This is a genomic window from Bradyrhizobium sp. USDA 3262, from assembly GCF_054060035.1.
In genome coordinates this window covers 3,175,354-3,201,490 of record NZ_JBSSCT010000001.1, presented here as the reverse complement: position 1 = coordinate 3,201,490, position 26,137 = coordinate 3,175,354, and the positions used below count along the sequence as shown (strand labels likewise).

The following is a 26,137-nucleotide window of genomic DNA, read 5'->3' as shown; positions in this document are numbered from 1 at the left end:
CAGCCATGAACATCGTTGCATGGAGTCAAAAAGCTCCATGGCCCGAAGATCGACAGGTCGAGCAAGACCTCATCATATCCAGGGCACTCGTTGAAATCTTCAAGGATGATTATCTGAAGAAAGAGCTGCGGTTCCGCGGAGGCACCGCTCTAAACAAGCTGCACTTCCCAAGCGCCTATCGGTACTCGGAAGACATAGATCTCACGCGCACGACGGAAGGCCCCGTGGGCCCAATTCTGGACCATCTCCGGGCTGTCCTGGAGCCATGGATGGGGCGGGCGCATTACGACCTCGGAGAGATAGGGCCTCGGCTTACTTTCACTATCAAGCCCGAAGATGAAAACGCCTCTCAGAGTCTGACTCAAAATTCATGACTTGACGTTGGCCGATCTGGCGATGCGGCGGACCAGTTGTCGAGTTGACGCAATAAGGAGCCATGCTTCAGCCGAGGTGACGGAGGCCTCCCAATCCTTGGCAAGACGTCGGCAGCGGTTAAGCCATGCCAACGTTCGTTCGACGACCCAGCGTCGGGCAACAACAACGAAGCCTTTTGCCTCATCCGGGCGTTTGACAATTTGAATAGTGGGCCCGTCGATTCTCCGGAGCGCGTTCTCAAGCTTTTCGCCGGCGTAGCCGCCGTCAGCAAACAAGTGCGCAATAGTCGGGTAGCTCGCACACGCCAAAGTGACGACGGTCGGCGCACCGTCCCGATCCTGAACATTGGCCGGGTGCACGATGGCGCTCAGCAAATTTCCTTGTGTGTCGGTGACGATATGACGCTTGCGACCTTTGATCTTCTTGCCCGCATCAAAGCCGCGCGGCCCACCGCTCTCGGTCATCTTGACCGATTGACTGTCGATGATCGCCGCCGTTGGTTGCGGCTCCCGTCCAGCAAGCCTGCGCGCGATTTCAACCAAGGCGTCATTGATCAAGTCCAACACCCCGCTGTCGCGCAGGCCATAAAAATAGTACTGGACCGTCGTAAAGGGAGGAAAATCCTTCGGCAAAAGCGCCCATTGGCATCCCGTCGTCGCAATGTACTGGATCGCATCCCATACCGATCGCATGCAGGTCTTGCGCGGTCGACCCACCTTGCTCCGCCCTGGCATCAACAGCTCGATCAAGGCCCATTCCGCATCCGTACAATCGCTTGCATAGCGCAGCGCTCGTCTGTCATGCTGACAGCGGGTGATTTCGGTCCAGGTCATCTGCTTCTCCGATGGCTTCGAACACCTCGAAGAATCACAACCTGCTGAAATCACCCAACTTTAATTTCCGGTCAGCCTCTCAGCCGATCCGCGTCAAAGTCGAGATCGCCACGCGAGAGCGCATTGCTTATGACAGGGCAAAGTCGTTTCCGTTCCAGGTCAAGAATCCCTGGTTCAATGACAAGGCGGACATTGCATCATTCAGCCGGGAGGAAATCCTGGCAACGAAGCTCCGCGCGCTTCTCCAACGTGACAAGGGCCGGGACCTCGTCGACCTTGCCAAAGCTGTTGCGTTGCTCGACGGACTAGACGCCGCACGCATCGTGGAGCTGTTGGGCAAATATCTAGGTGCTTCCGGCCAAGCCATTTCCCGCGCCGAGGCCGAGGAGCGCATGTGGGCGAAGCTGGAAGATCCATCGTTTTTGGCCGACGTGCGCCCGCTACTTGCCGCGGACGACGCCGAGGATTTTGATGCCGAAGCCGAGCGCGCCGCGTTCGTTACGGTCTTTACGAAGCTTGTAAAACGTATCCCCGGCCACGCCTGGGCTGAGACGTCCGCCATGGCGAAGCAGTTCGAAATGCCTGAGCTGGCCAGCACCTGACCCTATGACTCGTCCCAGTGCACCGACCGCCTTTGCTGCTCCGGCCACGTACGAACTTCATTCGTTAGGCTCGAAGGCGTTTCAGCAGTTGTGCGTTAAGCCGCTCTGGATGTGGGAAGCGACGTGATGGTTCGTGGGACGCTGCGAAACTAGCTCGGCGGCATCGTGAGCCAGGGCGCGAAACAACTTACCGATCCCGTAGCCGCGGCCCGTGCGGCGGTCGAGCCGCGACGCGCCGTGGGATGCAGCGACCCGCAATGCTGCGCCGGAGTCTTCAAGGCCGGCAAACTCCGAATTTTCCCGCAGGCTTGCAAGCACCGCTCGCCCGGCGTCGGCAACGACGAATTCGAAGGCGCCATTGCTGGCAGCGTATACGTCAGTTCGTAGACGAAGCAGTCATACAGCTAGCGCTTCTGCTTCTTCCCCTCCGCCATCAGCAATGACGCGGATTTCGTGGCTCGCGCGGAGCTCGTCCATATCGGTTATCTCGGGGATTTGTCCGGCCTTGAGTTCCTCGACATAATCCTCGATCGCGATTTGCGCGTAGGCTTGCTTACGACCCGATTTCAGCCCGATCCCGAAATACCCACTTCGACGCTCTCTTCCGGGCTAAGAATATCCGGCAACGTGATGTGAAGGTCCGATGCATTCCCCTTCACCAGTGGCGTAACGGCAAAGGCTGGCAGCGATGACGCCCCGCATCGCCGCCCAATGATTGTAATGGTAAGCGCCATCTCTGAAATCACGACGGGTGGATGGGCGCCCTACATACCAGCAGGTCAGCGCGATCTGGGTCTGCTCTTTCTGGCTGACCAACGCGCCGTTCGTAATTGGCGGCCAACTGCAACAAGCGCTTTTTGATGAACGGGTCAGCTTGCTCAGCAAGTTCCCGGACGGTTCGCGCCCTCTCTCTACAAAACTCGTCGTCCATAGTACCCCACCGAAACTGCCTTCCGGATAATGCCCGTGAAGAAGTGGGGCTGCATATGACCCAGGTTACACTGCAAGATATTTTTCCGCAGTTTTGATCGATGCCGCGCGAGATCGATAGCACTTCTGCCAAGGTCAGCTGCTGTGCGCGCCTCGCACCTGGTCGGGCTCCCGCTTCATGCTGTACGTCGATTGAATCCACCTTTCCTGCGGCGTCGCCGCGGCCTCTGACGAAGACTGCGGGGAGTAAGTGATTTTGCCGCATCTGTGACCGCTTGCGCAGCGACTTCGCTGCGCGAGGAGTCGATCGTTGATCGAGATGACTCTCTTTGATCGGCGACGGCCCTTTCGAGCGCAGAGAGGAATTGCCGGCCGTCTTCCGTAATTTCCCAGCCGAACGCATCGCGAAAGACAAACTTCGCCGAAAAGATATTCAGGTCCGGCGCATGTTCGGCCAACCGCTTCATGCGATCGGTCCAGTCGCGGCCGCTGTTCATCAGGATCTCCACGGCGCGTCGGACTTCGGCAACAGAAGCTCGCCCGCCAGGCTGGCCGGCCAATACTTTCAGGACGGTCAGCTGGAAGGACACTTGCCGTGTCTCCGATGGCTGTGTGTGTGTGCAGTTCCCCTGCAATGGATCAATGTCAGGGGCGGATCGTCAACAGCACGACGCCGTTAACCTCAACTATATTGGCTAATCCCGCGGGGCCAGCTCCTGGGATTTGACCTCGCCCTCGCTCAAGCTAATGCACGACTTTTCATCGAGGGCCGGTACGTCAGCGTAGCAGGACAGACCCGCAGCCGGAGCGCCGCGCGCCCATTGTCCATAACGGACGAACTCCATTGTGGGAGCTCCATACGCTACAGCATCGCTCTTAGATCGTGAGCGCCGGTCGGCGCATCGTGACTTCGGGCGATACATGCACCTCTCGACCTGTCGGGCACGAGCGTACGGTTCGGACCATTCATGGCTACCGACGATTTCACGCCACGCTCACACCTGCACGAGGAGGGAAAAAATCTGGAACTGCTCCGGCATTGGCGATCGACGGCTTGAATCAAGCCTTCAGGCAGTATTGCGGCATAGCCTTGATTGGAAACGACAGTCGTACGGCAAGCGTCCGGCGCACCGGTGACGAGACATCGCCAGACGCAGGTACGAGAATACGCCTAGCAGGCAGACGCTTTCCGGAGGCGAACTGGATCAGCCAACCCTTAGTTCCTCGGCTGACATTTTGCCCGAACGGCCTGCCTTGAGCTGGTAACTTACCCGGGCCCCCTCTTCGAGGGTGGTGTAACCGGCCTTTTCGACGGCGCTGATGTGCACGAAGACATCGGCACTTCCGTCCTCCGGCCGAATAAAGCCATAACCTTTGGTCGAATTGAACCACTTCACAATACCCATTGCCACGGCGGCATCTCCATAAGTGAACCGTTGTGATCTAGCGAAGAGTCTCGCAGCCATCAAGGTGGACAAAGAGACGCCGGTTCGCTGCACCCGTCACGTCCGCGACCTCTTTGTCGTATAACCTACGCGGCCCGAACGCTCTGCGCAGCCGGCAGCAAGACCTAATGCTGAAGCCAGTTCGCCTCAGGCTCGGAATCCGAATGACGTCTGAACCTTCGACTCATTCATCGCGCGTGACCGCGTTACAGGAGAGTTGCAGAGCGGAGATCATGGCACGCTCATCCGCAGCCGAGCTGGAGCGAATGGTGCGGTCGCCCTTGCAGAACCAGGCGGCCGTAAACTCCTTCGCACAGCCCGGAGCAGGATCACCGATCCGCGCCGTGCCTGCACTGAAAGTGCATGCGTCCTTGCCGTTACAGGCTGCTGCAACCGCACCCGTGGCGTTGCCGCGCGCCGAGATCCAGCGGCAATTGCCGCCATACGTGGCAGAAACGACCGAAATCCCTGATTGCGTGACGACGTCCCCCGCCGCATCGCGCAGCGCATACGTTGCGGCCGCACCGATGAGAGTGGCAAGGCCAACACTTCCCAATCGTACCAGGCGCCTGCGCTGTTCTGGCGAGGCCGCCTGATAGCAGCTGCGAATTCGCCTTCGGGCCGGCACCTCCAGGCCAAAATGCAGCAGGATCGCGACGCAGGTGGCCAGAGTGAAAGCAAGCGCGAGCGCGCCGAGATGGCCCAGCAGTTGGCTTGCGGTTTCCCAACGTACCACCGGAAAACGCTGGTAGATAATGATGTGTACAAGATAAAGCGCAAAGCTGGCCTCTCCGAGGAAGACGAGCCACCTTGCCGACAACAGCCGTCCTGCACTGCTGACGGGCTGAGCCGCCGCGACAAGGATGAGCGCAATCGGTGCCGCCAGAGCGATATTGTTGCGCCCAATATCGAACAGGCTCATGGTCGCCCCAAACGGCGCTTTGTGGGCGGTAAACCAGAACACCCAGCCTATCGCGCCGACACCAACGATTGCGGCGATATCGAGCAGAGCTCGAGATGGTCTGAAATCCTGGGCCAGCCACGCTTCATGGAGCTTCGCCAAACAACAGCCGAGGACGAATTCCCATACCCTGCAAACCGGCGAAAAGTAGACGATCCAGAGGATGAGCGTGTTCTTCCAGTTCGGCAGAGCCGCATCCGTCCCATAGGCGTGAAGCGCAAACAGATTGATGCGGTCCTGAAGCATGAGCACCGCAAGGTCGATGCCAAGCTCGATTGCGACTGCGCCAATCGCGCATAAGATCGCCGCAGGAACTGTTCTGACTCGCGCAAGTAACGGGCATACGAGCGGAAACACCAGATAGAAGAACCATTCGGTGCTGACTGACCAGGAGACGATGCCGATCTCTTCGTACTGCCAGACGGGGGCAACGCCGGCTACATTTGCGAAGAACCAGGTTTGAATCATCCCGAGTTGAAACGGGACAATGTGCCACGAAAATCCCTCGGCTGCCGCCTTAGTTTCGAGAAGCCATGGCCAGACCATCGGTCCGGTCAAGAGCTCAACGAGAAAGAGAATAACAAACAGAGGATAGATTCGGGCTATGCGCGCCACGAGAAATTCAGGGATCGCTTTGCGCGGGCTGCCGGCAATCGAGCTGCCATAGTTATATTGAATGACAAAGCCACTCAACGTGAAGAAGACGGACATTCCGAACAGGCCCAGCGTCCCGATGCTGATATCGAGTGCAAGACTGGTACCCTCCAGGAACAGGCTTCCACCGTGAGACAATGCCACTGCTGCTGCCGCGACAAACCGGATTCCGGTCAGCGCGGGTATCTGCTTAACCATCGGTGTCGCTCGTCATTTGCGCGTTGGGTACAAATCCTGGCGATCGATGGCGCAAGGGCAGTCTGCTGGAGAAGGAACGCGATAGCGTCCATGAGGACCGATCGCATTGCGCGAGCGTGCCATGCGACCAGCCAGGTTCCTTCGGTAGCTCAAATCAAAATCAGAGCAACCGCAGTACCTTATTGGCAAGCCCGCTAACGCTGAAACTCTGCCTTCTGGTAGGGGGCCCGGATTCGAATATTCCGCGCTCGACCGGCTCCGGCGCAAGGGACGTCCCTTGACCGGTCGCCGCCATACTTGCTGAACCCGTGCTTGCTCCCGGAGCGCTTTCCTAAAATGACGAGCCGTTGCCAGCCAATTTGCTCGCTGCGTTGGGCGCCGAAAGTGCCCGATGCAAGTCCAGGTCAGCGCAGAGCAAGGAACCGCATTGGCGACGCGCGACAAAGCCCAGCTCCAGTTACAGCGGGTCCAAGCGCCAGATCGGGTCGTTTGGTAGCGCCAGTCTGAGCCGCGCTTTCAATTTCTTTGACAGCGACGGTCAAGGAATCTCGCTGCGGATTGGTGCAGCAACTCATTATTCTTTTCCTGCACGACTGACCGCGCTTTCGCTTGGCCTGGCGTGCCAGAGAAGGAAAGGAAACGTGATGACAAAGAAGATCGCTGAGATCAAGACCACCATCCGCACCACCACCCCATACACGGGTACGCTCTAGGGTTGGTTCGACGGGTGCCTTGAATGCATCTAGCTGATGAGAGCATAGCGGCATCGGAGGGTGGTCCTTGCGACCACCCTCCTTTGTGAGACGTCTCGGGAGAGTAGAATGGTTGATTTGATCCAGCAGCGCATCGCTCCGGCCATATTGTCATCCGTCGAGATCAATCCGATCACGATCTTGAAGACGGAGCCCGGCATGGCACCGGTGCCGACGATCAAATCGGCACTCGCGAGCTCCAGTTCCGACCTTTCCGTCGTTGACGGCGACTGGCGGACCGGCGGCTATCTTGCCGGCCTGCAAGAGCTGATCGACGCCGAACTGAAGTGGGCCGGTGAGAATAGGCCAAAACTGGTTGAGGCGGCACAACAATCCTTGAAGCGGCTGTTTCCTCTCTTAATCAGCGATGCCTTTACCGTGCCGAAGGATCTCACCAATACCTCAAGTAAAGAGGAGCGTACACGCTTCTATCATCATGAATATCAAAACAAGCTCCTGGTTGGATTAGCGGAATTCCTGATCAGGTGTGCCCAAGAGCGCAACGAGCGTCACATCATCGTTATCGATCGCGCGGCTACCCTGTCCGCCCCGGCCAAGAACCTGATCAAGCTGCTCGTCAGGCTGGACCACGATGCGCGCCTGTTTCGCTTTGTCCTAATCGATTACGAACAACGCCTCTATTTCCAGGACGCCAGCGAAGTTCATTTCGGCAGATATAGCTTGCAGGAACTGGGGCCGATCCTGGATCGGGAAGTCGCTGCGGAGAAACAGCGGCAGATTCATGAGGCAAGTGGCGGAAATCCACTGATTGCGGAGGCTTTAAGCACATGCGTAGCGGCCGGATTGCCGGTCATCGGCTACCTCGACCCCGTCGCGATAGTGGACCTTTATCTCGCCAGCCTCAACTCCGGGGAACGGCACAGCCTTCTCAAATCGTACATTGAATCCGACTGCACGACGCCTGATCTCATCGCGCAACGAAACTATGCAATTTTCGAGCAGACGACCGCAGATCATCTGCATGAGCAGTTGCACCGCGCTTGCCTGGACCGCTATCTGGCGGGCGAGGCGCCGCTCGTCATGCTTCATGCACTATCGATACGGGACAAATACAAGCGTCTGGAACTGCTTGCAGAACCGAGTCAGATCCTCCAAAGCATCGGTTTGTACGATCTCTGGTTTGGCTATTTCGGTGAAATTTTCGCCGATCCTTCGCTTCGCACCTACGGCCCGGGAGATGCTCCGGTAAACGCTGCCTTCATCAACGCGGCTTTTGTGCTGTATTCGCTCGGCTGCGGCCGGGTGTCGGTTCCCTATCTGGATGAATTCTACAAGGCATTCCCGAAGAGCCGATACACGCCAACGGTTCTCTATGCCCAATCAATGACGTATGGACGCTATCAGCAACCGGTCAATCTGACGGTCGCCGAAGAGTACGCGTTGCGAAACCTGGAGACCATCGAACGAGATTTCAAGGATCACGACAAGTACGACTATATCAAGGTGTTTGCAGAGAACGCATATGCCTACATCAAGGCCAAACAGGAGAAGTATGACGAAGCCCTCACCCTTTGCGCGGAAGGCCATGGCAAGATGCTTCAGGCCTATGGCGGGGAGCGTTTCAAGCTTCACCAGTCGATTCTGATCTACAACACCAGTCAGGTCTATGAACTCATCGACGATCTTCCTCGAGCAGAAAAGCAGCTGCGTGAGGCGATTGCCCACGATCCCTATTACGGCGAGTACCACAATGACCTGGGGAACCTGCTTTCGAAAGTAGCCGGAAGGGAAGCTGAGGCTCTACAGGCATATGCGCGCGCCATTGAGCTGTGTCCCCCCTATTACGAAGCCCATCTGAACAGGGCCGCACTTCGCAACAGAATGGGATATGCCGCAGGCGCCCTGGCCGATCTCGACAGAACGCTTGTCATCAAGCCAAACGAATGGCGAGCTCACTTCCAGAAGGGCAATATTTTGATGCGGCAAGATAGGCCGGAAGCTGCTCTGAAGTCTTATCTAGCGGCAGCCGATATCGATCCCAAGAATCCCGATTTACAGAGCAACCTCGGCCTTGCCTATTCCGAGCTTGGCAAGGCGAGCGAGAGCATCGCGCACTATCTTCGAGCCCTTGAACTCAATCCTCGGCATGCGCTCACGCACAACAATCTCGCCATCGAGTACTTCAACGAGGGTCGGCCAGATATGTCACTGAACCACGCCACGGTCGCAGTCGAGATTGGGGGAGATCCAGACTACCTCCTCACTCGTGAGCACATCCAGGCAAGTCTGCAAGCTGACCTGGCTTCGCGGCGCAACCGAGCTTCTGCGCCTTCCGCCGAACAGTCATGAGCTTGCGGCTCATAGCATTGATTGCCGTCGAAGCCGACGACGTGCGGCAGGATCTCCAGGTTAATGGTAGCAGGCACCTGAAAGCTTAGGGCAGAGTCTGGCGGATCCTGTTGCGCGACAAGTGATGCAAATTCATAGGATCTGACCAAGCAGGGGGAACCGCGTTGGCCAGCATTTGGTCCCGAAACACCGCCTGCCACAGACAGGGAGGCAGATATGGTGCCTTTTGACCAGTCGCGCGGTTGGCGAGAGCGTTGGTTATGCCCCTTCTTTGTCATCCCATCGATGTCACGGCACGAGACCAGCGTCATCTTCGCTTCTGCATCAAGCGATATCCACACGATGGCGTGTTCGATGAGCTAGGTTATAGATGACTGGTGCAAGCACACGGCAGTTCGTTTATCTGTCGCATTTGATCATTCAGATCGGCGGCTGGGCGTTTCGAATTGGCATCCTGATCGGCCTTCTTCAATCCGGCATGAGCGCCGCGGGTCTCGGCGTTGCCGTCAGTTTTGCGCCTATCATGCTTGGGAGCCTCTTCTTGTCGCCATTGGTCGACAGACGTAATCCGATCTCCGTCATGATGATCGTCAATGCTATTCGCATCTTCGCGCTGCTCGCCATCTTCGGCACCGACGGCGCCGATTCCTTTCTGAGCTATGCCTCAATCGGCGTCCTGAGCCTGGTGCAGCCCGTCTACTTGTCTGCAGAAGTTTCTTTCTTCCGTCGTATCACATCGGAAGACGACATGATCTCGGTGTTGCGCAACATTGCCAACATTGACTGGCTCACCTATCTGCTCGGAATGTTTGCGGGTGCCATGCTCTCCGACCGATTGCATTTGCCTGGCGTTTTGGCGTTCAACTTATCGGCGATCATCCTGTCCTTGATCGTGCTCCTTGGTATTAAGCAGCAGTTCAAAAGGACACCAACAGTCCTTGAGGCACAGCCCTCCGGAACCGTCCTAGACCTAGCACCTCTTTATCCCGCATTCTTGGCTGTATTTTTGCTCAACCTCGGCGCCGGCATCATCAATGTCTATCCTGCTATACGTGCAACGGCTGACGGGGTTCTCGATAAAAGCGTTCTATTGACGATCGTCATGACCAATGGAGTTTTGGCCTTGCTGGGAGCGCTCGCCGTCAAGCCGATTTACAACCTGCTCGGCGCCTTGCCAACCATCGCCGGGGCCGCAGTGCTGCTTGCGGCATGCCTTGCCATCATGTCGCTCGATGCTGGCCCGCCCGTAGTCATCGCATCAAGCAGCGCAATGCTCGGCTTTGGCCAAATATTTGCCGCTGCCGCTCACAGCCACATGGTCTCTTCAGTGGCTCCGGATCGAGCCGGCCGCCTTTCCGGGTTATTTCAATGTTGTACCTATGGCGGCGTCGCGGGAAATGGCATTGCTCTGTCGCTTTTGAGTGATCGGCTCCCCTTCGGCATGATCGTGTTGCTATGCGCGGCGAGTGCATTTGTTGCTTTCGCCGTCGCGAGCCTTGCCATAATCAGATCAAGACATTCTCACGCTTGAGGTCCTGTCGCTCGCTAGATCAGGGATGCATACGATGCCATGGGATCAGCTATTTCTTTTAGAGCGCCCCTTTTCAGATCCGGCCTTGCCGGGACGAGAATTCTATTGCTGGCAATGCTTGCTGTTGGACGGGATATTGTCCGCATTTCCAAGCCGCGCTGCGAGGCTGGACGTTCGTCGGATTGCCTGGGCCAAGCCACGAACCGCACTCATCGAGAGGCTTGGCCAGGATCATCAGTCCGCCCCCGTTCTCATCTTCGAGAAGAGTAGCATCGCACCGGAGAATGCGAAGTACGCGAACGGGCTCGCCTATGTCGACGATTCATTTGCAATTCTTCATCTTTTAGCTCTGCGCCACGGGTTCCCGGCCCCTTATCCGGGAAGAGTGACGCTTTGCCCATGATGGTCATCAACGCTTTGACGCCCGCATTGGCCTAACTCTAATTGAGAGTGGCCCGCTCGATCTCTCGAGTTGCAACCTGCAAAGACGATAGCGGATCCTGACTGAATATTTCTGACAGGACCCATCGTTCAAACTCTTTAACAGCCGCCATATTTCGCGCGTGCCCATTGACAAACATGTAGATTGAGCGATTGACCGGCGCAAAGCCAAACGGAGCCACAAGTTCTCCCTTCTCAAGGTTGCTTCGAACCAGAATTTGCGAAGATATTGCGGCGCCAAGCCCACTTTTTGCTGCCTCGACAGCCAAGGAAAATGTATCGAACACGACGAGGCGCGACCCCTGCAAGCATATTGCAGCTGCGCTTGCCCATTCGTTCCAGCCGTCCATCCTGGCGGCCTCGTGAAGGAGAGGAATCGATAGAATGTCTGCCGGGCTTTTGATCGTCTCGAGCATAGCAGGCGCGCAAACAGGACCGATCATCTCGTTCGATACGTGCACTTCACGGACGGGAAGCGGTCGCTTCAACAGGCCGGAAACGAACAATACGTCCACGGCCCCAACAGCCAGCGCGTCCAGATCGGCGTCAGTTTCAAAGACAAAATCGATATCCTGATACAGTTGGCGGAACCGACCGATCCGGGGCAACAGGCCGTGCGACAAAAATGTGGTTGAACAGCCCACCACCACTGAACGTCCTCCATCGCTCCTTCGTAGCTCGTAGCATCCTTTCTCCAGCATTGTGAACGCGCTCGCACAGCTGCGCTTGAGCTGCTCGCCGTCGGATGTCAGCCGCACGCCCGAGCTATGGCGAACGAATAGCCTTCTGCCGAACCAATCCTCAAGAAGCCGCATCTGGTAGCTTACCGCGCCGGTCGTCATGTTTAACCGCTCGGCGGCCCTTGAGAAGCTTGGAAACTCGCTGACCGCCTCAAACAGATGGAGGCTTTTCAGAATAGGAAGCTTGCGCATCTGACTTACTTCATGGCGTCGCAGACTGCGATGAGTCGTTGTTAGTGGCCTATGATGCGCCCGATTTATCTTAGGCACCAACGACGCTATTGATGACTGGCCGGACGCGCTTGGCCACTGACACCTCTTCGACATGGCCGATCAACGCGAGTTCACCGCCCAAGCTCCCTGCCCCAGTTTCGATCTGGTCTTGATCGAGGCATACGGACGCTTCGGATGTAGTGGCTCCTGGTGCGCTAATATGAGAAATCCTGTTTGGCGGCGTGACATTGCTGCGCTTTCTCCCCGAAAAGATGGAACGAGCTTTCGACTTGGAACAACAAGTGCTGGGTCAATCATGCTATGCAATACTTTGCCCGTCGACGGAGATACCGCCGGGCTCGCCACACTGCAAAACGAGCTGCTAGTTGACGGGCTTGCGTTCGCACGCCTCTCGCGCCCATGGAACTGCTCCAATCACTCTCAAAATCCGGCATTGTACCTTAGCCGCTGATTGGATGGCTCTCTGCTATCGCCTCCCGTCCGCCTCGATCAATCCAGCCGGGAACGAGGTGACGTCGAGATATGCAATGGCCCGGATTTATCTGCTTCGATTCGTCACTTGCGACGAATTTACTCAGAACAGAGCCGCTTCGATGCATAGGTATATTCAAGCGCTAGTCGACGCGCATGTTCGACCAGGTTCGCCGCAGCACTGTGTCCTCCGTCGATGTTCTCGTAGTAGAAGTAAGGCTGGCCGATCGCAGCGAGTCTCGCAGCAGCCTTGCGGCCGTGCGCCGGATGCACCCGGTCGTCCTTGGTGGAGGTGAGAATGAGGGGAGCGGGGTAGGTCTTGCCCGATACCAGCTTCTGATAGGGCGAGTAGGCTTCGATCCACGCACGCTGCTCGGCGATGGCAGGATCGCCGTACTCGGCAATCCAGGAGGCGCCCGCGCCGAGGCTAGTGTATCGTAGCATGTCAAACAGCGGCACCTGGATGATCGCCGCGTTGAACAGCTCGGGACGTTGGGTGATTGCGGCGCCAACGAGTAGGCCGCCCTGGCTGCCGCCTATTACGCCCAGCCGTCGCGGGTTCGTGATCTTGCGGCGGATCATATCCTCGGCAACGGCAATGAAATCATCCCATGTCGTCTGCTTCGTTGCCCCCTGGGCTGCTTGATGCCATTGAGGACCAAACTCGCCGCCTCCGCGCAGATTCGCAACGACATAGGCGTTGCCCTGCTCGAGCCAGAGCCGCCCCACGGGTCCGAGATAGGAAGGCAGAAGCGAAGCCTGGAACCCGCCATAGCCATAAAGAAGCGTCGGAATGGCGCCGTCAAACCTCGCGTCCTTCGGCCGCACCAGAAAATAGGGAATTGCCGTGCCATCACGCGAAGTCGCTTCGAACTGCTCTACGACATGATTGGATGCATCAAAGGCAGCAGGTGTCGTCTTCAATTCCTCGAGTTTTTGGGTATCGGCATCGAAATGCCAGATTGACGTCGGCCTGAGGTAGTTCGAGACGGTGAACATCGCCTGGTCCGTTTGGTCGGACGTGGATGACAGGCTGACATTTGTACGTTGCGGCAGCTGGATCGGCGTCGCCGACCAGGCTCCCTGATCGTACTTGTAGACGAACGCTTTGCTCTGGACGTTCTCAAGGATCGTCAGGATCAACAAATTCTTTGTGCGACTGAGCCCGCTCAGCGCCTGGCGGGGTCCGGGCTGGAAGACAAGCGAAGCTTTGGCGCGCAGCGGATCCTGCTTCCATTCGGCGAGGTCATACGAAATCAGCGAGCCGGCCCCAAATCTGACGTGATCGGGCTCCCATTCTTCGTCAAGTTCCACAAGCAGGCGGCCGCTCGCGAGCCCGACTATTGCGGCCTTCTTCGGCAGATTGAGCTTGATGGGCCCATCGGGGCGGAAGACCACATAATCACGCTCGACGGAGCTGATGACGCGGATAGCGCCGGTCGCATGGACTTGACCTTCGCTGTCTCGAAGTACCAGGGGCACGGTCTGAACGTCGGTAGGCTCGCCGCGAAAGATCTTGCGAGCCCTACTGAGCGGCTGAGCGCGTTTGAGCTGCTTCACCACGAAGGGGTAGCCGGCCTGCGTCAAAGACCCCTCGCCCCAGTCCCGCGCAACAAGGAGTGTGTCACCATCGACCCAGCTGACGGTCTGCTTGCCTTCTGGAAGATGAAGGCCGTCCGCAACAAAGGATTTGGCCTCGTGGTCGAACTCGCGGATGGACGCAGCATCCTTGCCGCCGTCGGAAAGATGAATCAGGCAGAGGCGTTCTTCGGGCGGAAGGCAGCTGGCACCTTGAAAGACCCAGTTCCTGTTTTCGGCGACGGCCAACGCGTCCACGTCGAGGATGGTCTCCCACTGTGGATCCTGGCTGCAATAGCTCTCCAGAGTGGTGCGCCGCCATATGCCACGCACATGGTTCTCGTCTTGCCAAAAGTTTTCCAGGCCACGCCGTCCCAGCGAAACGTAAGCAATCCGATCCTTGGCCTGCAGGATGGAGAGCGCCTGTTCGTAGAAGCGCCGATAGCGAGGATCTGACTGGAGCACCCCAAGTGTCTTCTCGTTCTCGGCGCGAGCCCATGCCAACGCGTCTTGTCCTTCGATGTCCTCGAGCCAAAGCGATGGATCATTCGTCGTCATAGTCGTTCGCTCCTGTGAAATCGCCGTGGACGTGGCGCGGGCAATCGAAGGCAGCGCGGCGGAGAGGAGTGACGTGTTCATAAACTTTCTCCCGATGAGGCCGATGGGCCACGCTCGCACACCTAGCGCCCCTCGAGCAGAAGCAGCGGAAAGCACGCATGACACAGCGCAGCTTGCGCTATCTTGCGGACCGATTCACTGCAAGCTGCGTGCCGGCTAAAGAGCCGCAAGTTTCAGCCGCTCAAGGCTGCAGGACCATGTCCGGTTGCCGACATTGGTTGCCAAGCAGACACCGGCGGCGTGGGGTTTATCGGGCTTGAACTCGGCGCCGCGGTTCGAAATAATGACAAGCTTCATGTCGGGTCGCTGGTTGACAACATTCGCCACCTCGTCCGAGGCAATAGAATGGGCGGGACCTGCACCGGCTCGTTCATCCAGCTCCGGCGGTATCTCGTGCAGCTGCTGGTTAAAGGCGTGCTGGTTTATGGTTTCATCTTGCTTCGCAGCGCCTGATGTACTGCCGTAAGCCAAGGTTGCCGTGTCGAGCGCATCATGAATTCGAACCATCTCAAAACTCCGTTTGACGATGTTTGCGTTTGATTCAGTCGCAGATCAGCTCCGAGTGATATCCCCACGACGCCAGGGTGGCAGAGCTAGCTTTCGGGAAGCTGACCAACGCCGAGCCAAGTGGCTGTCGTTCAACGACTTGCGTGCACTCGTCAAGGCGGTGAAGGCCAATCCGAGGTGCGGACGCCTCATCCGCCGCGATCACGTCGTAGTCCTAGATAGGAGAACCGGCGGCGCATCTTCCCTACTATCGTAGCGAAACTTGCGATCGCGCGTCGCCGAATAGACGCTGGCACCATTTTCACGCAGATCCTACAAGGTTTCATCGAGCTCCTTGGCGTGCCCGAGGCGGCTGGACATCGGCACATTGTCTACGTCCATCAGGTCTCGTACGACTCACTTACACGGCCAGAAGCAGACCGGCTTATCGTCGATCATAATGCGGCCGGACGCCTTCGAGATGCGATTGCCCCCGATGGCGCGCGTCGCGGCATCGTCAAGCTTCCCCATACAATTGTGGTTGCCGATGCACTATTGGCGCTCGACTGGGCCGGCATCAACTTCGGCATCATCACCAACACAGAAGCTGGCGAGCAACGCCTTAGTGCCTCGTTAGGGCCTTCCCCCATTGTGAACGACAGGGCAAGCGCCACGGTCTTCTAGGAGCATGTGCTCGGAGCAATCAAGAATATCGCCAACGATATTCCCGACGTCGCTACGAAATGGGCTTCGCGAAAGAAAACGAAGATCGACTGGTGTTTGATTAGCGCCAAGATGCAGAAGTTCGCGCTCGGCGACTATCTCGAGCGAAAATCGAATATCCTCTCAGAGTCTGACTCAAAATTCATGACTTGACGTTGGCCGATCTGGCGATGCGGCGGACCAGTTGTCGAGTTGACGCAATAAGGAGCCATGCTTCAGCCGAGGTGACGGAGGCCTCCCAATCCTTGGCAAGACGTCGGCAGCGGTTAAGCCATGCCAACGTTCGTTCGACGACCCAGCGTCGGGCAACAACAACGAAGCCTTTTGCCTCATCCGGGCGTTTGACAATTTGAATAGTGGGCCCGTCGATTCTCCGGAGCGCGTTCTCAAGCTTTTCGCCGGCGTAGCCGCCGTCAGCAAACAAGTGCGCAATAGTCGGGTAGCTCGCACACGCCAAAGTGACGACGGTCGGCGCACCGTCCCGATCCTGAACATTGGCCGGGTGCACGATGGCGCTCAGCAAATTTCCTTGTGTGTCGGTGACGATATGACGCTTGCGACCTTTGATCTTCTTGCCCGCATCAAAGCCGCGCGGCCCACCGCTCTCGGTCATCTTGACCGATTGACTGTCGATGATCGCCGCCGTTGGTTGCGGCTCCCGTCCAGCAAGCCTGCGCGCGATTTCAACCAAGGCGTCATTGATCAAGTCCAACACCCCGCTGTCGCGCAGGCCATAAAAATAGTACTGGACCGTCGTAAAGGGAGGAAAATCCTTCGGCAAAAGCGCCCATTGGCATCCCGTCGTCGCAATGTACTGGATCGCATCCCATACCGATCGCATGCAGGTCTTGCGCGGTCGACCCACCTTGCTCCGCCCTGGCATCAACAGCTCGATCAAGGCCCATTCCGCATCCGTACAATCGCTTGCATAGCGCAGCGCTCGTCTGTCATGCTGACAGCGGGTGATTTCGGTCCAGGTCATCTGCTTCTCCGATGGCTTCGAACACCTCGAAGAATCACAACCTGCTGAAATCACCCAACTTTAATTTCCGGTCAGCCTCTAAGAGTCTGACTCAAAATTCATGACTTGACGTTGGCCGATCTGGCGATGCGGCGGACCAGTTGTCGAGTTGACGCAATAAGGAGCCATGCTTCAGCCGAGGTGACGGAGGCCTCCCAATCCTTGGCAAGACGTCGGCAGCGGTTAAGCCATGCCAACGTTCGTTCGACGACCCAGCGTCGGGCAACAACAACGAAGCCTTTTGCCTCATCCGGGCGTTTGACAATTTGAATAGTGGGCCCGTCGATTCTCCGGAGCGCGTTCTCAAGCTTTTCGCCGGCGTAGCCGCCGTCAGCAAACAAGTGCGCAATAGTCGGGTAGCTCGCACACGCCAAAGTGACGACGGTCGGCGCACCGTCCCGATCCTGAACATTGGCCGGGTGCACGATGGCGCTCAGCAAATTTCCTTGTGTGTCGGTGACGATATGACGCTTGCGACCTTTGATCTTCTTGCCCGCATCAAAGCCGCGCGGCCCACCGCTCTCGGTCATCTTGACCGATTGACTGTCGATGATCGCCGCCGTTGGTTGCGGCTCCCGTCCAGCAAGCCTGCGCGCGATTTCAACCAAGGCGTCATTGATCAAGTCCAACACCCCGCTGTCGCGCAGGCCATAAAAATAGTACTGGACCGTCGTAAAGGGAGGAAAATCCTTCGGCAAAAGCGCCCATTGGCATCCCGTCGTCGCAATGTACTGGATCGCATCCCATACCGATCGCATGCAGGTCTTGCGCGGTCGACCCACCTTGCTCCGCCCTGGCATCAACAGCTCGATCAAGGCCCATTCCGCATCCGTACAATCGCTTGCATAGCGCAGCGCTCGTCTGTCATGCTGACAGCGGGTGATTTCGGTCCAGGTCATCTGCTTCTCCGATGGCTTCGAACACCTCGAAGAATCACAACCTGCTGAAATCACCCAACTTTAATTTCCGGTCAGCCTCTAAGGTGTCAGAACGGGCTGCCATTCCGCTTGAATCGTCACATCCTAAACCAGCAGAGCTGGTAGCGTGGACCGGCCAGAATGCCGAGCATTGCTATGCTTATGTCATGTTAGCCTTCGATGACTTTAATTCAGGGGCAGGCTCACAATCTAGCTTACTCATCTTGGCTTATTGAGAGCGCCTGCGCCTCTTCTCCAAAGAAGCGTCCAATTTCTTCATTATGGTAGCGAAAAAGCCAAGCATATTTGGCGCGCACGGATTCGTCATTCCCTGCAGACGCATAGGCGCTCAAAATTGCATTGCGGTGCTGCCTCGCCCAGTCTCGACACGCGTTCTGCCAAGCTTCGGTGCGCATACGATCCCGACCGTCTTGGTCTTCCGCCTGATATCGATCTCGGTCCTCACCGCTGATCGTAGGCTCAATCGTGTCCAAGCAGATTCGAAGGTAGTTGATGAACCATTGGGTCTGGCCATTCGGAAGGTTGCTATACTGCATCAGCGTTTTCGGGGTCGGATCGACATCATCGCTGTAGTATTTGCGATGCGGGTGATCGGAGAGATAAGTCTGGAGATCGGGCGTGATGGCAATCATGGGAACGCACGCGGCATGCTCAAGCCGGTAGGCACGAACCAGCGCCGGGCTGATGAGGGTGTCCTTTCGCCGGTACCAAAACCCCAGGTCAACGCCTCCACGAAGGAAGATGCCGCGAAGCACGCAAGTGCCTTGGGCCCAGGCGTAGCTAGTCAGCTCGCTCATTAGTAGGTCGAAAGTCCCTTCAGAATCGGCGACCTTGGAGTGCAGAGGGACAGAAATAACAAGGCAATCGGAAAACGCGAGAACCGTCTTGCCGACGATCTTGTGTTCTTCCCGGATGAATCTGTCAGTAGATTTATGCTCGAACTCGTTTTGAACGTGTACAACTTCGTCATCGAGGGCGCGCAGCTGCTCCTCGTTGATTATTGCTTCCACGCGAGCCGAAAAGCCAAGGAGGTCAATAAAAGCAAACAGCCCGCTCTTTAGATTTCGGCGCACTATTTTGTTTGTCATGCCTGAACTTCCGCACGAATCAGCAAGTCAGATGCTCTGCTTAGGTACTTCTCACGTAAAAATTGTCATGGTGACCGCGAATATCACTATCTCGCGGGCTGCCTGTGAGGCGGAATTGGAGGAGACTTCGGTCGTCACCTTCGGCTGCCACGGGAACGTCTTGCTCATCCATGAAGCGGATTTGTTCGCCGGGACCTAGGTCTGCCCAGAATCCGTCGGTAGCTATCAGCAACTCGCCTTCGCCTTTGGGCATCATGGCCTCGGGAAGCAAAATTCCCTGGCGCGAAAACTACGTGTCAGGAGATGACGCGCGGGACGGTCGGCTATTGACGCAATGGATGTTCGCCGGTTACGCTGGCAAGCGTGTGTGGCCGGCTCAGCCACTCAATGCCCCTTTTCGCGTTACGCCGTCCCAGCAAACAGTCGCCGGCGTACAGAGCAAGAGTCGCGTCGGGCCGGATATTCACGATCATATAGCTGGCAGAAGCTTGAGGGTATGCTTCGGCCACGATCTCATGAATCTGTCGCAAGCGCGCAGTAAGCGTTTCCGCCGTCAACTTCCCATCGGCGGCGATATACCAATTTATCAGCTCCTGCGTAATCTGCTGGGCGAACTCTCCGCTATTGTGACCGCTTGTTGAACCATCCATAACCACGCATAAAGCCTCCTCAGCACGTATGCCGACCCCTCCACAATCTCGATTGTACTTGGTCCTGGTACCGGCTTGGCTGAGCCAACTGACGTCGATTCCCATCTCAGTCACCAGCGCATTGGCTTACGATTACGAAGCGCTCACGGACGATGTCGATACGCCCTTCCGGGCCGCGGATGTTGCCGGCAAGAAAATGATCAAAGTCGGGATGCTCGAGTAGCGGCGCGAATTGCTCGGCAATGAACTGGCGTATGTCGGCATCGGCTTGCTGGATTTCCGCCACCACCTCGTTCCGGCCGTCGATGACGAGAAGGATGTCTTCGAGGTCGCGGCTCGCGAGCAAATCACTCTGACCACGCCCGAGATAGGCTTCCAGCTTTGTGGCTACAAACAATTCCGGGCTGAGACGCTTGATATTCAGCTCATCGGTAAGGGGCACCGTAACCGCCGTCTCTATCCCTTTCGCATACCAGCGGTTGCTGAATCCGAGAATATCCTCGTCGTCGGGCATGAAATCGACTTTGAGATCCCCAAGGCGCATCCGGCAGATGACCGTATCGTCCTGCGACTCCGCAAATCCCTTCTGTCGCAACTCGTCCTGCAATTTCGTCCATTCTGCAAACCCTACGAGATCGACGATGAGGTCGACATCGTCCGTCGCTCTGACACCCTCAAGGGTGATGTCGTCGGTGATAAAGAGAGCAGTCGTGGATCCCCCCACAAACACCAACCGTTCGCGAAGTGCGCTGCCCAGCGCCGTAGCGACCGTTTGGAGCATTTGAAGCAATTGACCTTTGACGGTAGTCATTTTTTCAGAAGGCTTTCGGAAAGACGTTCCCCGGCCAGGCCTGCCTCTCTCTGATTGCCGAGCCGGATCGCATCGATGAGTGACAGATATTCGTACAGCCGATCATCTTTTTGAACAGCTTCCGGCACGCTCTTAAACAATGGCGTAACCGATTGCCCGATGTTGTGTCCGTCCGCGAACGGCCACACGTAGATGTATTCTCCTCCGCTGACCAAGAGGCTTTTAAGCATAGGTGCTGCAAAGGCCGTCGGTATGCCGCGCGTCATGGCGCCGGGCTTTGCCGGAAAAACGAATTTCATGCCATGGATGATAAAATTATTCAGATCGCGGCGATTGGGATTTGCCCGCCCCGTATTCCGGTCCTTGATCGCAAGTCCCGATGAGAGGCTTCGTTTGATTGAGGCGTTTATTTCCGTCTTGCTGATTCCCAGAAGCGCTTCCAAGTTGCGAACTGAATACGGATCATCGCCCTGAAAGCGCAGCTGAGGCTGTCCCGGCGTGGGCTCGTTTTCCCCTTCCTGAAGGCTGACGAGCTTCAAAAGAACGACCAAATCCTGACTCTTCATCCCGTCCATCCAGCCGTCCTCTGTCCTGGGACTGAGGACAGTACACCAAATTGGCCGCCCCGCGTCAAAGGAAAGGTTGTCTTGATTACATTATCTACCCTGAGTCATAATCTTGAATTGCCGTAAGTTGATGAAAAATATGTACTTTTGTACAAAATTGCAACGAAACACTTGAAAGCATTTAATCTACCGGTTCCACGTCCGCGGTGATCACCGCGCGGGGACAATCGGGTCGCGTAGACCAGGGAGCCTGCCACGACCTTGACCAGCTCGGTACATCGAGCAAGGGACCGATATAACGGAAACTGCCCGGAAGGGCGTCTGCCTCGAAGTCGAAGGCCTGGCTGATTGCCAGCAGAACTCGATCAGCCTGGTCGAACAAGTCCATAGCGTCCGAAAGAACAGGAAGGCCGAAATCGACGCGAGCTCTATTGAGGATAGGAAGGGACGCATTCATCGCCGCAGCGAGCGCGGCGGAGGCTGCTCGGACTTTGGCGCGCTCTGCGGGCGTTTTCGGTTGCCCCAATCCGGAAGTCGCAGGCGGCATTCCCGGAAGAATCCGGATGCTGACGTGAGGCGAAAGAAACGCGAAAGGCACGCCACATGCCTGCGCCCCGACCGCCGCGCCAAATAGGAGGTCGAGACCGAGGACCGCATCTGTTGGCACGCGGCCAACCTCGTCGCGAATATCGGCCGCGTATGCAGAGCAAGGCTCGAAGACGACCCTGCGCATGCGATCTCGCAGGTCCGAGACATCCGTTGGATCCGCGGCCCGCCCCTTCGGGGCGCGACGCCATGTCACGAATTCGAAATCAGCGGCCTCGACTTCTGTCCGCATCGCCGGATCGGCGATCACCCGGACATGATGACCATGACGGCGCAATCGGCGAGCCGCCGTAAGCAGCGGACTGAGATTTCCCAACGTGCCCCACGAGGCGAAGAGAAAATTGTAAGAAGTCACCGATCCCCCTTCGCAGTCGCGCATTCGAAAACTCTCCGCCCCTCGTCATGCAGGCACAACTCGAACTCGCGCGTGCGCCGGCCTGGGACGCCGCATGCGAGCAGTTCAGCAAGTGGAAGACAGAAACGTGTTGCCCGCAAACACAAACGCCTCGGACTTCCGACGCGCTTGAGCGACGGGCGCAGCCTCTCAAAGAGAACTCGAGCGGCGCACCGCGACGATGTCCTCACGCGTGGTGCGTCGAAAAAGAGAAGCGTGAAGCTCGTTATTTTCAGATGATTCATTGCGCCGCGTGTCGTTTTCTCTCATAGCCTCAAAGCCTACAGGCTCACGCCACGTGAGATTCAAGCTGTCTTTTTCCGGTCTCGCAGTCCTCATTCCAATCTGTCGCCGGCGAAGTGCGCCTCCGCGCACTCCTGATTTTCGGGGGAGAGAAGCAAGCTGCCAAATGCACTGGTACCGTCATCTGATCCGCCTGACGCAGCCCGCCGGGATCTACAACTTCGCCGCCCAGGGCCACACCGGTCCGCAATTCTGTGCCTATGTCGCATCCCGGCAGAAGACGACGCGCATTGCCGCCAGCGTGCCTCTCGAAACGATGCCGCCTGTTGCCGGATTCCGACATTGCTGGTTTCAACCGGCGTGGCCCTGATCTCACAGCCCTTTATTCCGCGGCTGACTTCGTTCGATAACGTGCTTCAGCGTGACGCGATGACCACAATGCTATTCGGGCGTTCCTCCGGGAAGGACGCGGAGTGCCGCGAGCAGCGAACCGTCATCAGCGAACAGGTCCCAGATCATGATCCCGGCGAGTCCACGGCCCGCCGCGTACATCGTCTTTCGTGCGATGGAGAGCGGATCGTCGTAGCTGATCCATATGCGCCGTTCGGCGTCATAGAGCCAAGGCACCTGGGCCTCATCGCTCCAATACCGGCGAAAGCCCAACTCTTCCGGTCGCCTGGCAACGATATCCCGATAATCGATGCCGTCGCTCCCTCCCCACTCCTCGCTCGCCGCCGCGCCCTTCTGGAACAGCCCCCCGTTCTCCTGCGGAACGTCCGCAACAGCCCGGCCATAGAAAGCTACCCCGAGCGCTACCTTGGCAGGCGGTACGCCGGCCCGGATCAAGGCATTCACACTTGCATCGACATTGAGATCAGGATCTGGATCGCCGGCGCAGGCGAACAGCGGAGCGTTGAAGCCGGCAAAGGCCGAGCCGGCGCGATAGTCATAGGCCATCAGATGAAGCCGGTCGACCAGCCGGGCCAGGGCGGCCGCCTCCAGATTGACAATCTTGTCGGGAACGGCCGACACAGCGATGGTAAGCTCCAACTCCCTGTGCTCCGATGCAGAAAACTCGTCAAGCTGTCGGCGCAATTCCGCTATCAAGAGTGTGAAATTCGGACGATCCTCAGGGTGCACCAGGTTTTCCGCACGTCCTCCCGAGACGGGAAACTCCCAATCAATGTCCACACCATCGAACAGGCCAGGATAGGGCCGAAAGAACGCATCGATCACGGATCGTGCGAACCGCTCGCGAGAGAGCGGCATGGCAGCGGCGGCCGAGAAATACTTCGATCCATTCCAACCGCCCAGCGAGATCAGAATCCGAAGCTGCGGATTGTCCCGCTTCAATTCGGCGAGTTGGGCGAAGTTACCGCCGAGCGGACTCGAGAGCGAGATTCCATCGCAGGCTCCCGCGTCAAGGCAACGATCCGCAAGTTCGGCCAGTCCCTCCGTCGAAACGGTACCGAACGCATACATCAAGTGGGTCAGCTCGCGAACCGGAATCGTCCTGATGCCTGGACCGCCTGCCCGGGCCTTCCACGGGGCGACATAGCCTGCGATGACGGCGCTCCGGGCCGGCGCGGTCCGTCCCTGTTGAACCAGCGCATATCCGCCCACAAGCGCAGAAAACCCGCCCAGAGCGAAGGTTCGACGATCAACTGCCACGGCCTACGACCCTTCCTCTCAGATTGTATCCTGCTTCAAACGACAAGGTGGTCTGCGCGACGGATGAACAGTCCTGCTTCCGCGCACCTGTCGGCTCAGAATGATCAGCCCGAATTTCACCTCGCCAGACGGCCGATTGATCCATCGATCCCGAGCGCGCGCTCCAGGTTGATTGCCCCACACGGCCTGCCGCATTCCGGTCTGAAGCTGATTGAACTGGAGCCAGCGCGCAAGGAGTTGGCAAGAATTCGGATACACGCGAACCGTTCAATGGGACGAGAGCATAGCATGGCTGCAAGGTCTCGAAACGTGCCTTGATCTTCGCTTGACATAGCTTTTCGCACAGCAGGCACGCGGAGTTGTTCGACTGTCCGACAAACCTGGCTGGTTGCCGCGTGACATTGCGGGCGGCCGATGCTGTCTCATTCTGGCTTCGCCCCCCGTTCATTGAGCTGTGGTCAGCATCCTAGACGCCCTACGAAAACCGCTTTGCCCGAAAGAAGGGACGACTTTGCACCAGTAACCACGATACCGTGTCAAATCGGCGTCCATAATCGCTCGCCAATTGATCACGCCATGCAGACGCTGGTCGAAGACCGACCACGCCATCGCTGCCGCGCAGAGCAGCCAGCCTGTCAGCGTGCTCAGGAGGTATCGTCCCTGTCCCGGCGCTTGTGACGGAGCAAGTCACGATAGCCGCCTCGCATGAGACGCAATCCAGTCTGGACAAGGCGAATGGTCCGGCTGCGCAGATCGTGCGTTTTCCAGCCTCGATCGGGAATGCGGGGATGACCAAACAGGCCTTGCGCGATCTTGCGATAGCTGTTGCCTTCCAGCCACCCGTCCATTGCACGCAAAGCGAGGATATGCCGATGCCGGGTCCCGGTCGATTGAGCGAGAGGGGCCCGCCCAAGAGGACGCTGTTCGAGCGCCAGCCAGAACCGGTGCGCGGCCAGCAAGCGGAGATCGAAGTCGCGGTCGAGCGGCAAGTCAACGGCAACCATTGATCCGCGCCCGGGAAGTTCTTTCAGCCAAAGCCGATGCCTCGCGCCTCCGAGGGGCACGATGGCGTGCCATCCATCCGGCGCCTCACGAAGCTCGCAGCCCGCCAGGTCGGCGAAATCGAGTTCGTACGGCCTGGACGCAGTCGGGCAGATCGCCGTGCGGATCGTCAGCACGGTCGACAATGCCTCGGGCGACCAGAAAACAGCTTGTTGGTCGAACGCCTGTTCCGGATCAGCCGCGAAACGTCAGCCCCCACTTCCGTCGGAAGTGATCCGTCGCGCTGGATTGTTTGCTCCCGAGGGCCTTGAAGTCTGCTTGATACTCACGATCGCGGCGTAGCCACTCCCAGGCTATGTCGTCCGCCTCGGCTTTCCTGATATCGTGATATGCGCGCTCTGATCTCCAGTCCGCACCTGACATTTGCACTATTTCCCCGCATCTTGTGAATGCACGCGCAAGGAAACTGCAGGCCTGTGACGATTTATGGTTGCAGTCGTATAATCATTCAACGTTCCACGCACTTTTGCGATGGAATGATCAACTTTTGCGATCTGAAGGCTCCGGCTTCCGCTTCAGATACCGTCACACCTCACTTTTGTTGCAGGCCGGCGCGGGAAGTCAGGACGGATCCGGCACACCATCCCCGGCCTGACACACCGAAAGGACCATGTGCGGCTTTCGCGCCTCGTGGCGGCGGGCGGCAATCGGCGCCCGACGCAGCCGGCTTCTCCGGATTTTATTACGATTGTGGGTCACTACGTCGTCCGTGCAGCGCAGATCAGGCGATGTCGCCGACCGCATGCGGTCTTTTTCCTGACGGGTCGGCGAGGATATTCAATCTGATTGCGCACATGATCGCTGATCACGTTTCCAGGGACTGCTCCCGCACCGTCGGCTGGATACCCGGAATGACAAACGTCGGTAAGTTTTTTTTGTCGCGCCATGTTGCCTGTCAGGCATAGGGCGAGACGGGCAGCGAAACACCGGAGCGCATGAGAGCGCAGACCGGAACAGCACGGTCTTCGATCATTTTGAGCACCACCAACCCGCGTTGCGGATCCTGCCCGCTCGATGCCGAGATGGTGTTCGAGGATCCTGTAGTTCCAGGACGAAGTGCCGAACATGTGATGGACCCGCCACCGGGCAGATCCGGCGCCGGCCACGACTTGCAAGACGAACCCCGTAACGACGAAGCCCGGCACGGCAAAGAGCAAAAACCGGACCCGACCACGCACCGGCGCGCCCGGGGAAGCAACGCTCCA

The 26,137-nt window shown here is 57.7% G+C and carries 24 protein-coding genes; 7 read left to right on the top strand and 17 right to left on the bottom strand.

All coding sequences use genetic code 11. The features are described from left to right. The first annotated feature begins 5 nt into the window (after nucleotides 1–5). Nucleotides 6–374, top strand: coding sequence for a nucleotidyl transferase AbiEii/AbiGii toxin family protein (locus ACVWYP_RS14825; protein WP_244436094.1), 369 nt, complete (start codon nucleotides 6–8; stop codon nucleotides 372–374). On the opposite strand, the gene ACVWYP_RS14820 is transcribed toward ACVWYP_RS14825, so the two are convergent. Continuing rightward, nucleotides 369–1,208: an IS5 family transposase gene (locus ACVWYP_RS14820; protein ID WP_259245116.1), complete on the bottom strand. Its 840-nt coding sequence runs from the start codon at nucleotides 1,206–1,208 to the stop codon at nucleotides 369–371. The two genes, ACVWYP_RS14825 and ACVWYP_RS14820, sit on opposite strands and share 6 nt — an antisense overlap. Before the next feature lie 11 nt (nucleotides 1,209–1,219). Between ACVWYP_RS14820 and ACVWYP_RS14815 the strand changes: the two genes are divergently transcribed. After that, a complete protein-coding gene (locus ACVWYP_RS14815) occupies nucleotides 1,220–1,810 on the top strand; it encodes a nucleotidyl transferase AbiEii/AbiGii toxin family protein (RefSeq protein WP_245288976.1) in 591 nt (196 codons plus the stop codon). Nucleotides 1,811–2,916: 1,106 nt separating this feature from the next. On the opposite strand, the gene ACVWYP_RS14810 is transcribed toward ACVWYP_RS14815, so the two are convergent. The 3 genes from ACVWYP_RS14810 to ACVWYP_RS14800 form a co-directional block, all read right to left on the bottom strand. After that, on the bottom strand, nucleotides 2,917–3,330 hold the full coding sequence (locus tag ACVWYP_RS14810; RefSeq protein ID WP_155258903.1) for a hypothetical protein: 414 nt from the start codon (nucleotides 3,328–3,330) through the stop codon (nucleotides 2,917–2,919). Between the two features lie 615 nt (nucleotides 3,331–3,945). Further along, a complete protein-coding gene (locus ACVWYP_RS14805) occupies nucleotides 3,946–4,152 on the bottom strand; it encodes a cold-shock protein (protein ID WP_028345381.1) in 207 nt (68 codons plus the stop codon). A 217-nt stretch (nucleotides 4,153–4,369) separates the two neighbouring features. Beyond that, the gene (locus tag ACVWYP_RS14800) at nucleotides 4,370–5,998 is read right to left on the bottom strand and encodes an acyltransferase family protein (protein ID WP_038388882.1); all 1,629 of its coding nucleotides are present in this window, start codon (nucleotides 5,996–5,998) and stop codon (nucleotides 4,370–4,372) included. Nucleotides 5,999–6,819: 821 nt separating this feature from the next. Here ACVWYP_RS14800 and ACVWYP_RS14795 point away from each other — a divergent pair. From ACVWYP_RS14795 to ACVWYP_RS14785, 3 genes are all read left to right on the top strand, one after another. After that, nucleotides 6,820–9,060 (top strand): tetratricopeptide repeat protein, encoded by a 2,241-nt coding sequence (locus ACVWYP_RS14795; protein WP_281489716.1) that lies wholly within the window; start codon nucleotides 6,820–6,822, stop codon nucleotides 9,058–9,060. A gap of 370 nt (nucleotides 9,061–9,430) precedes the next feature. Further along, nucleotides 9,431–10,591 carry an MFS transporter gene (locus ACVWYP_RS14790; RefSeq protein WP_038388823.1) on the top strand — a complete coding sequence of 387 codons (1,161 nt, stop codon included), beginning with the start codon at nucleotides 9,431–9,433 and terminating at the stop codon, nucleotides 10,589–10,591. A gap of 34 nt (nucleotides 10,592–10,625) precedes the next feature. Next, a complete protein-coding gene (locus ACVWYP_RS14785; protein ID WP_041482740.1) occupies nucleotides 10,626–10,994 on the top strand; it encodes a DUF3088 domain-containing protein in 369 nt (122 codons plus the stop codon). 37 nt (nucleotides 10,995–11,031) lie between these two features. Here ACVWYP_RS14785 and ACVWYP_RS14780 read toward each other — a convergent pair whose 3' ends face one another. The 3 genes from ACVWYP_RS14780 to ACVWYP_RS14770 all read right to left on the bottom strand — a co-directional run bounded on the left by ACVWYP_RS14780 (nucleotide 11,032) and on the right by ACVWYP_RS14770 (nucleotide 15,180). Further along, nucleotides 11,032–11,964, bottom strand: a complete 933-nt coding sequence (locus ACVWYP_RS14780; protein ID WP_018270145.1) for a LysR substrate-binding domain-containing protein — start codon at nucleotides 11,962–11,964, stop codon at nucleotides 11,032–11,034. 612 nt (nucleotides 11,965–12,576) lie between these two features. Beyond that, the gene (locus tag ACVWYP_RS14775; protein ID WP_038388821.1) at nucleotides 12,577–14,694 is read right to left on the bottom strand and encodes a prolyl oligopeptidase family serine peptidase; all 2,118 of its coding nucleotides are present in this window, start codon (nucleotides 14,692–14,694) and stop codon (nucleotides 12,577–12,579) included. 135 nt (nucleotides 14,695–14,829) lie between these two features. Further along, nucleotides 14,830–15,180 (bottom strand): hypothetical protein, encoded by a 351-nt coding sequence (locus ACVWYP_RS14770; RefSeq protein ID WP_038388819.1) that lies wholly within the window; start codon nucleotides 15,178–15,180, stop codon nucleotides 14,830–14,832. A 339-nt stretch (nucleotides 15,181–15,519) separates the two neighbouring features. On the opposite strand from ACVWYP_RS14770, the gene ACVWYP_RS14765 reads away from it, so the two are divergent. Beyond that, nucleotides 15,520–15,843: a hypothetical protein gene (locus tag ACVWYP_RS14765; protein WP_141382083.1), complete on the top strand. Its 324-nt coding sequence runs from the start codon at nucleotides 15,520–15,522 to the stop codon at nucleotides 15,841–15,843. Nucleotides 15,844–16,024: 181 nt separating this feature from the next. Here ACVWYP_RS14765 and ACVWYP_RS14760 read toward each other — a convergent pair whose 3' ends face one another. From ACVWYP_RS14760 to ACVWYP_RS14730, 7 genes are all read right to left on the bottom strand, one after another. Further along, a complete protein-coding gene (locus ACVWYP_RS14760; protein WP_259245116.1) occupies nucleotides 16,025–16,864 on the bottom strand; it encodes an IS5 family transposase in 840 nt (279 codons plus the stop codon). A gap of 98 nt (nucleotides 16,865–16,962) precedes the next feature. Then, nucleotides 16,963–17,802, bottom strand: a complete 840-nt coding sequence (locus tag ACVWYP_RS14755; protein WP_259245116.1) for an IS5 family transposase — start codon at nucleotides 17,800–17,802, stop codon at nucleotides 16,963–16,965. A gap of 233 nt (nucleotides 17,803–18,035) precedes the next feature. Next, nucleotides 18,036–18,929, bottom strand: a complete 894-nt coding sequence (locus ACVWYP_RS14750; RefSeq protein ID WP_038388476.1) for a hypothetical protein — start codon at nucleotides 18,927–18,929, stop codon at nucleotides 18,036–18,038. Nucleotides 18,930–19,252: 323 nt separating this feature from the next. Continuing rightward, on the bottom strand, nucleotides 19,253–19,684 hold the full coding sequence (locus ACVWYP_RS14745) for a hypothetical protein (protein WP_051003347.1): 432 nt from the start codon (nucleotides 19,682–19,684) through the stop codon (nucleotides 19,253–19,255). Between the two features lies 1 nt (nucleotide 19,685). Continuing rightward, complete coding sequence (locus tag ACVWYP_RS14740; protein ID WP_038388475.1) at nucleotides 19,686–20,390, bottom strand: hypothetical protein; 705 nt, start codon at nucleotides 20,388–20,390, stop codon at nucleotides 19,686–19,688. Then, entirely contained in the window at nucleotides 20,387–20,956 is a 570-nt protein-coding gene (locus ACVWYP_RS14735) for a hypothetical protein (protein WP_038388479.1), read from the bottom strand. The genes ACVWYP_RS14740 and ACVWYP_RS14735 overlap by 4 nt, the downstream gene beginning before the upstream one ends. A 181-nt stretch (nucleotides 20,957–21,137) precedes the next feature. Then, nucleotides 21,138–21,941, bottom strand: a complete 804-nt coding sequence (locus ACVWYP_RS14730; protein ID WP_041482739.1) for a glycosyltransferase — start codon at nucleotides 21,939–21,941, stop codon at nucleotides 21,138–21,140. Nucleotides 21,942–22,365: 424 nt separating this feature from the next. Here ACVWYP_RS14730 and ACVWYP_RS14725 point away from each other — a divergent pair, with 424 nt between their 5' ends. Then, a complete protein-coding gene (locus tag ACVWYP_RS14725; protein WP_018270132.1) occupies nucleotides 22,366–22,569 on the top strand; it encodes a hypothetical protein in 204 nt (67 codons plus the stop codon). Nucleotides 22,570–22,640: 71 nt separating this feature from the next. Here ACVWYP_RS14725 and ACVWYP_RS14720 read toward each other — a convergent pair whose 3' ends face one another. The 3 genes from ACVWYP_RS14720 to ACVWYP_RS14710 all read right to left on the bottom strand — a co-directional run bounded on the left by ACVWYP_RS14720 (nucleotide 22,641) and on the right by ACVWYP_RS14710 (nucleotide 25,295). Continuing rightward, nucleotides 22,641–23,870, bottom strand: coding sequence for a glycoside hydrolase family 18 protein (locus tag ACVWYP_RS14720; protein ID WP_080583616.1), 1,230 nt, complete (start codon nucleotides 23,868–23,870; stop codon nucleotides 22,641–22,643). A gap of 644 nt (nucleotides 23,871–24,514) precedes the next feature. Next, a complete protein-coding gene (locus ACVWYP_RS14715; RefSeq protein WP_244436062.1) occupies nucleotides 24,515–25,048 on the bottom strand; it encodes a DUF2285 domain-containing protein in 534 nt (177 codons plus the stop codon). A 58-nt stretch (nucleotides 25,049–25,106) separates the two neighbouring features. After that, nucleotides 25,107–25,295, bottom strand: coding sequence for a transcriptional regulator domain-containing protein (locus tag ACVWYP_RS14710; RefSeq protein ID WP_038379271.1), 189 nt, complete (start codon nucleotides 25,293–25,295; stop codon nucleotides 25,107–25,109). Nucleotides 25,296–26,137: the final 842 nt, after the last annotated feature.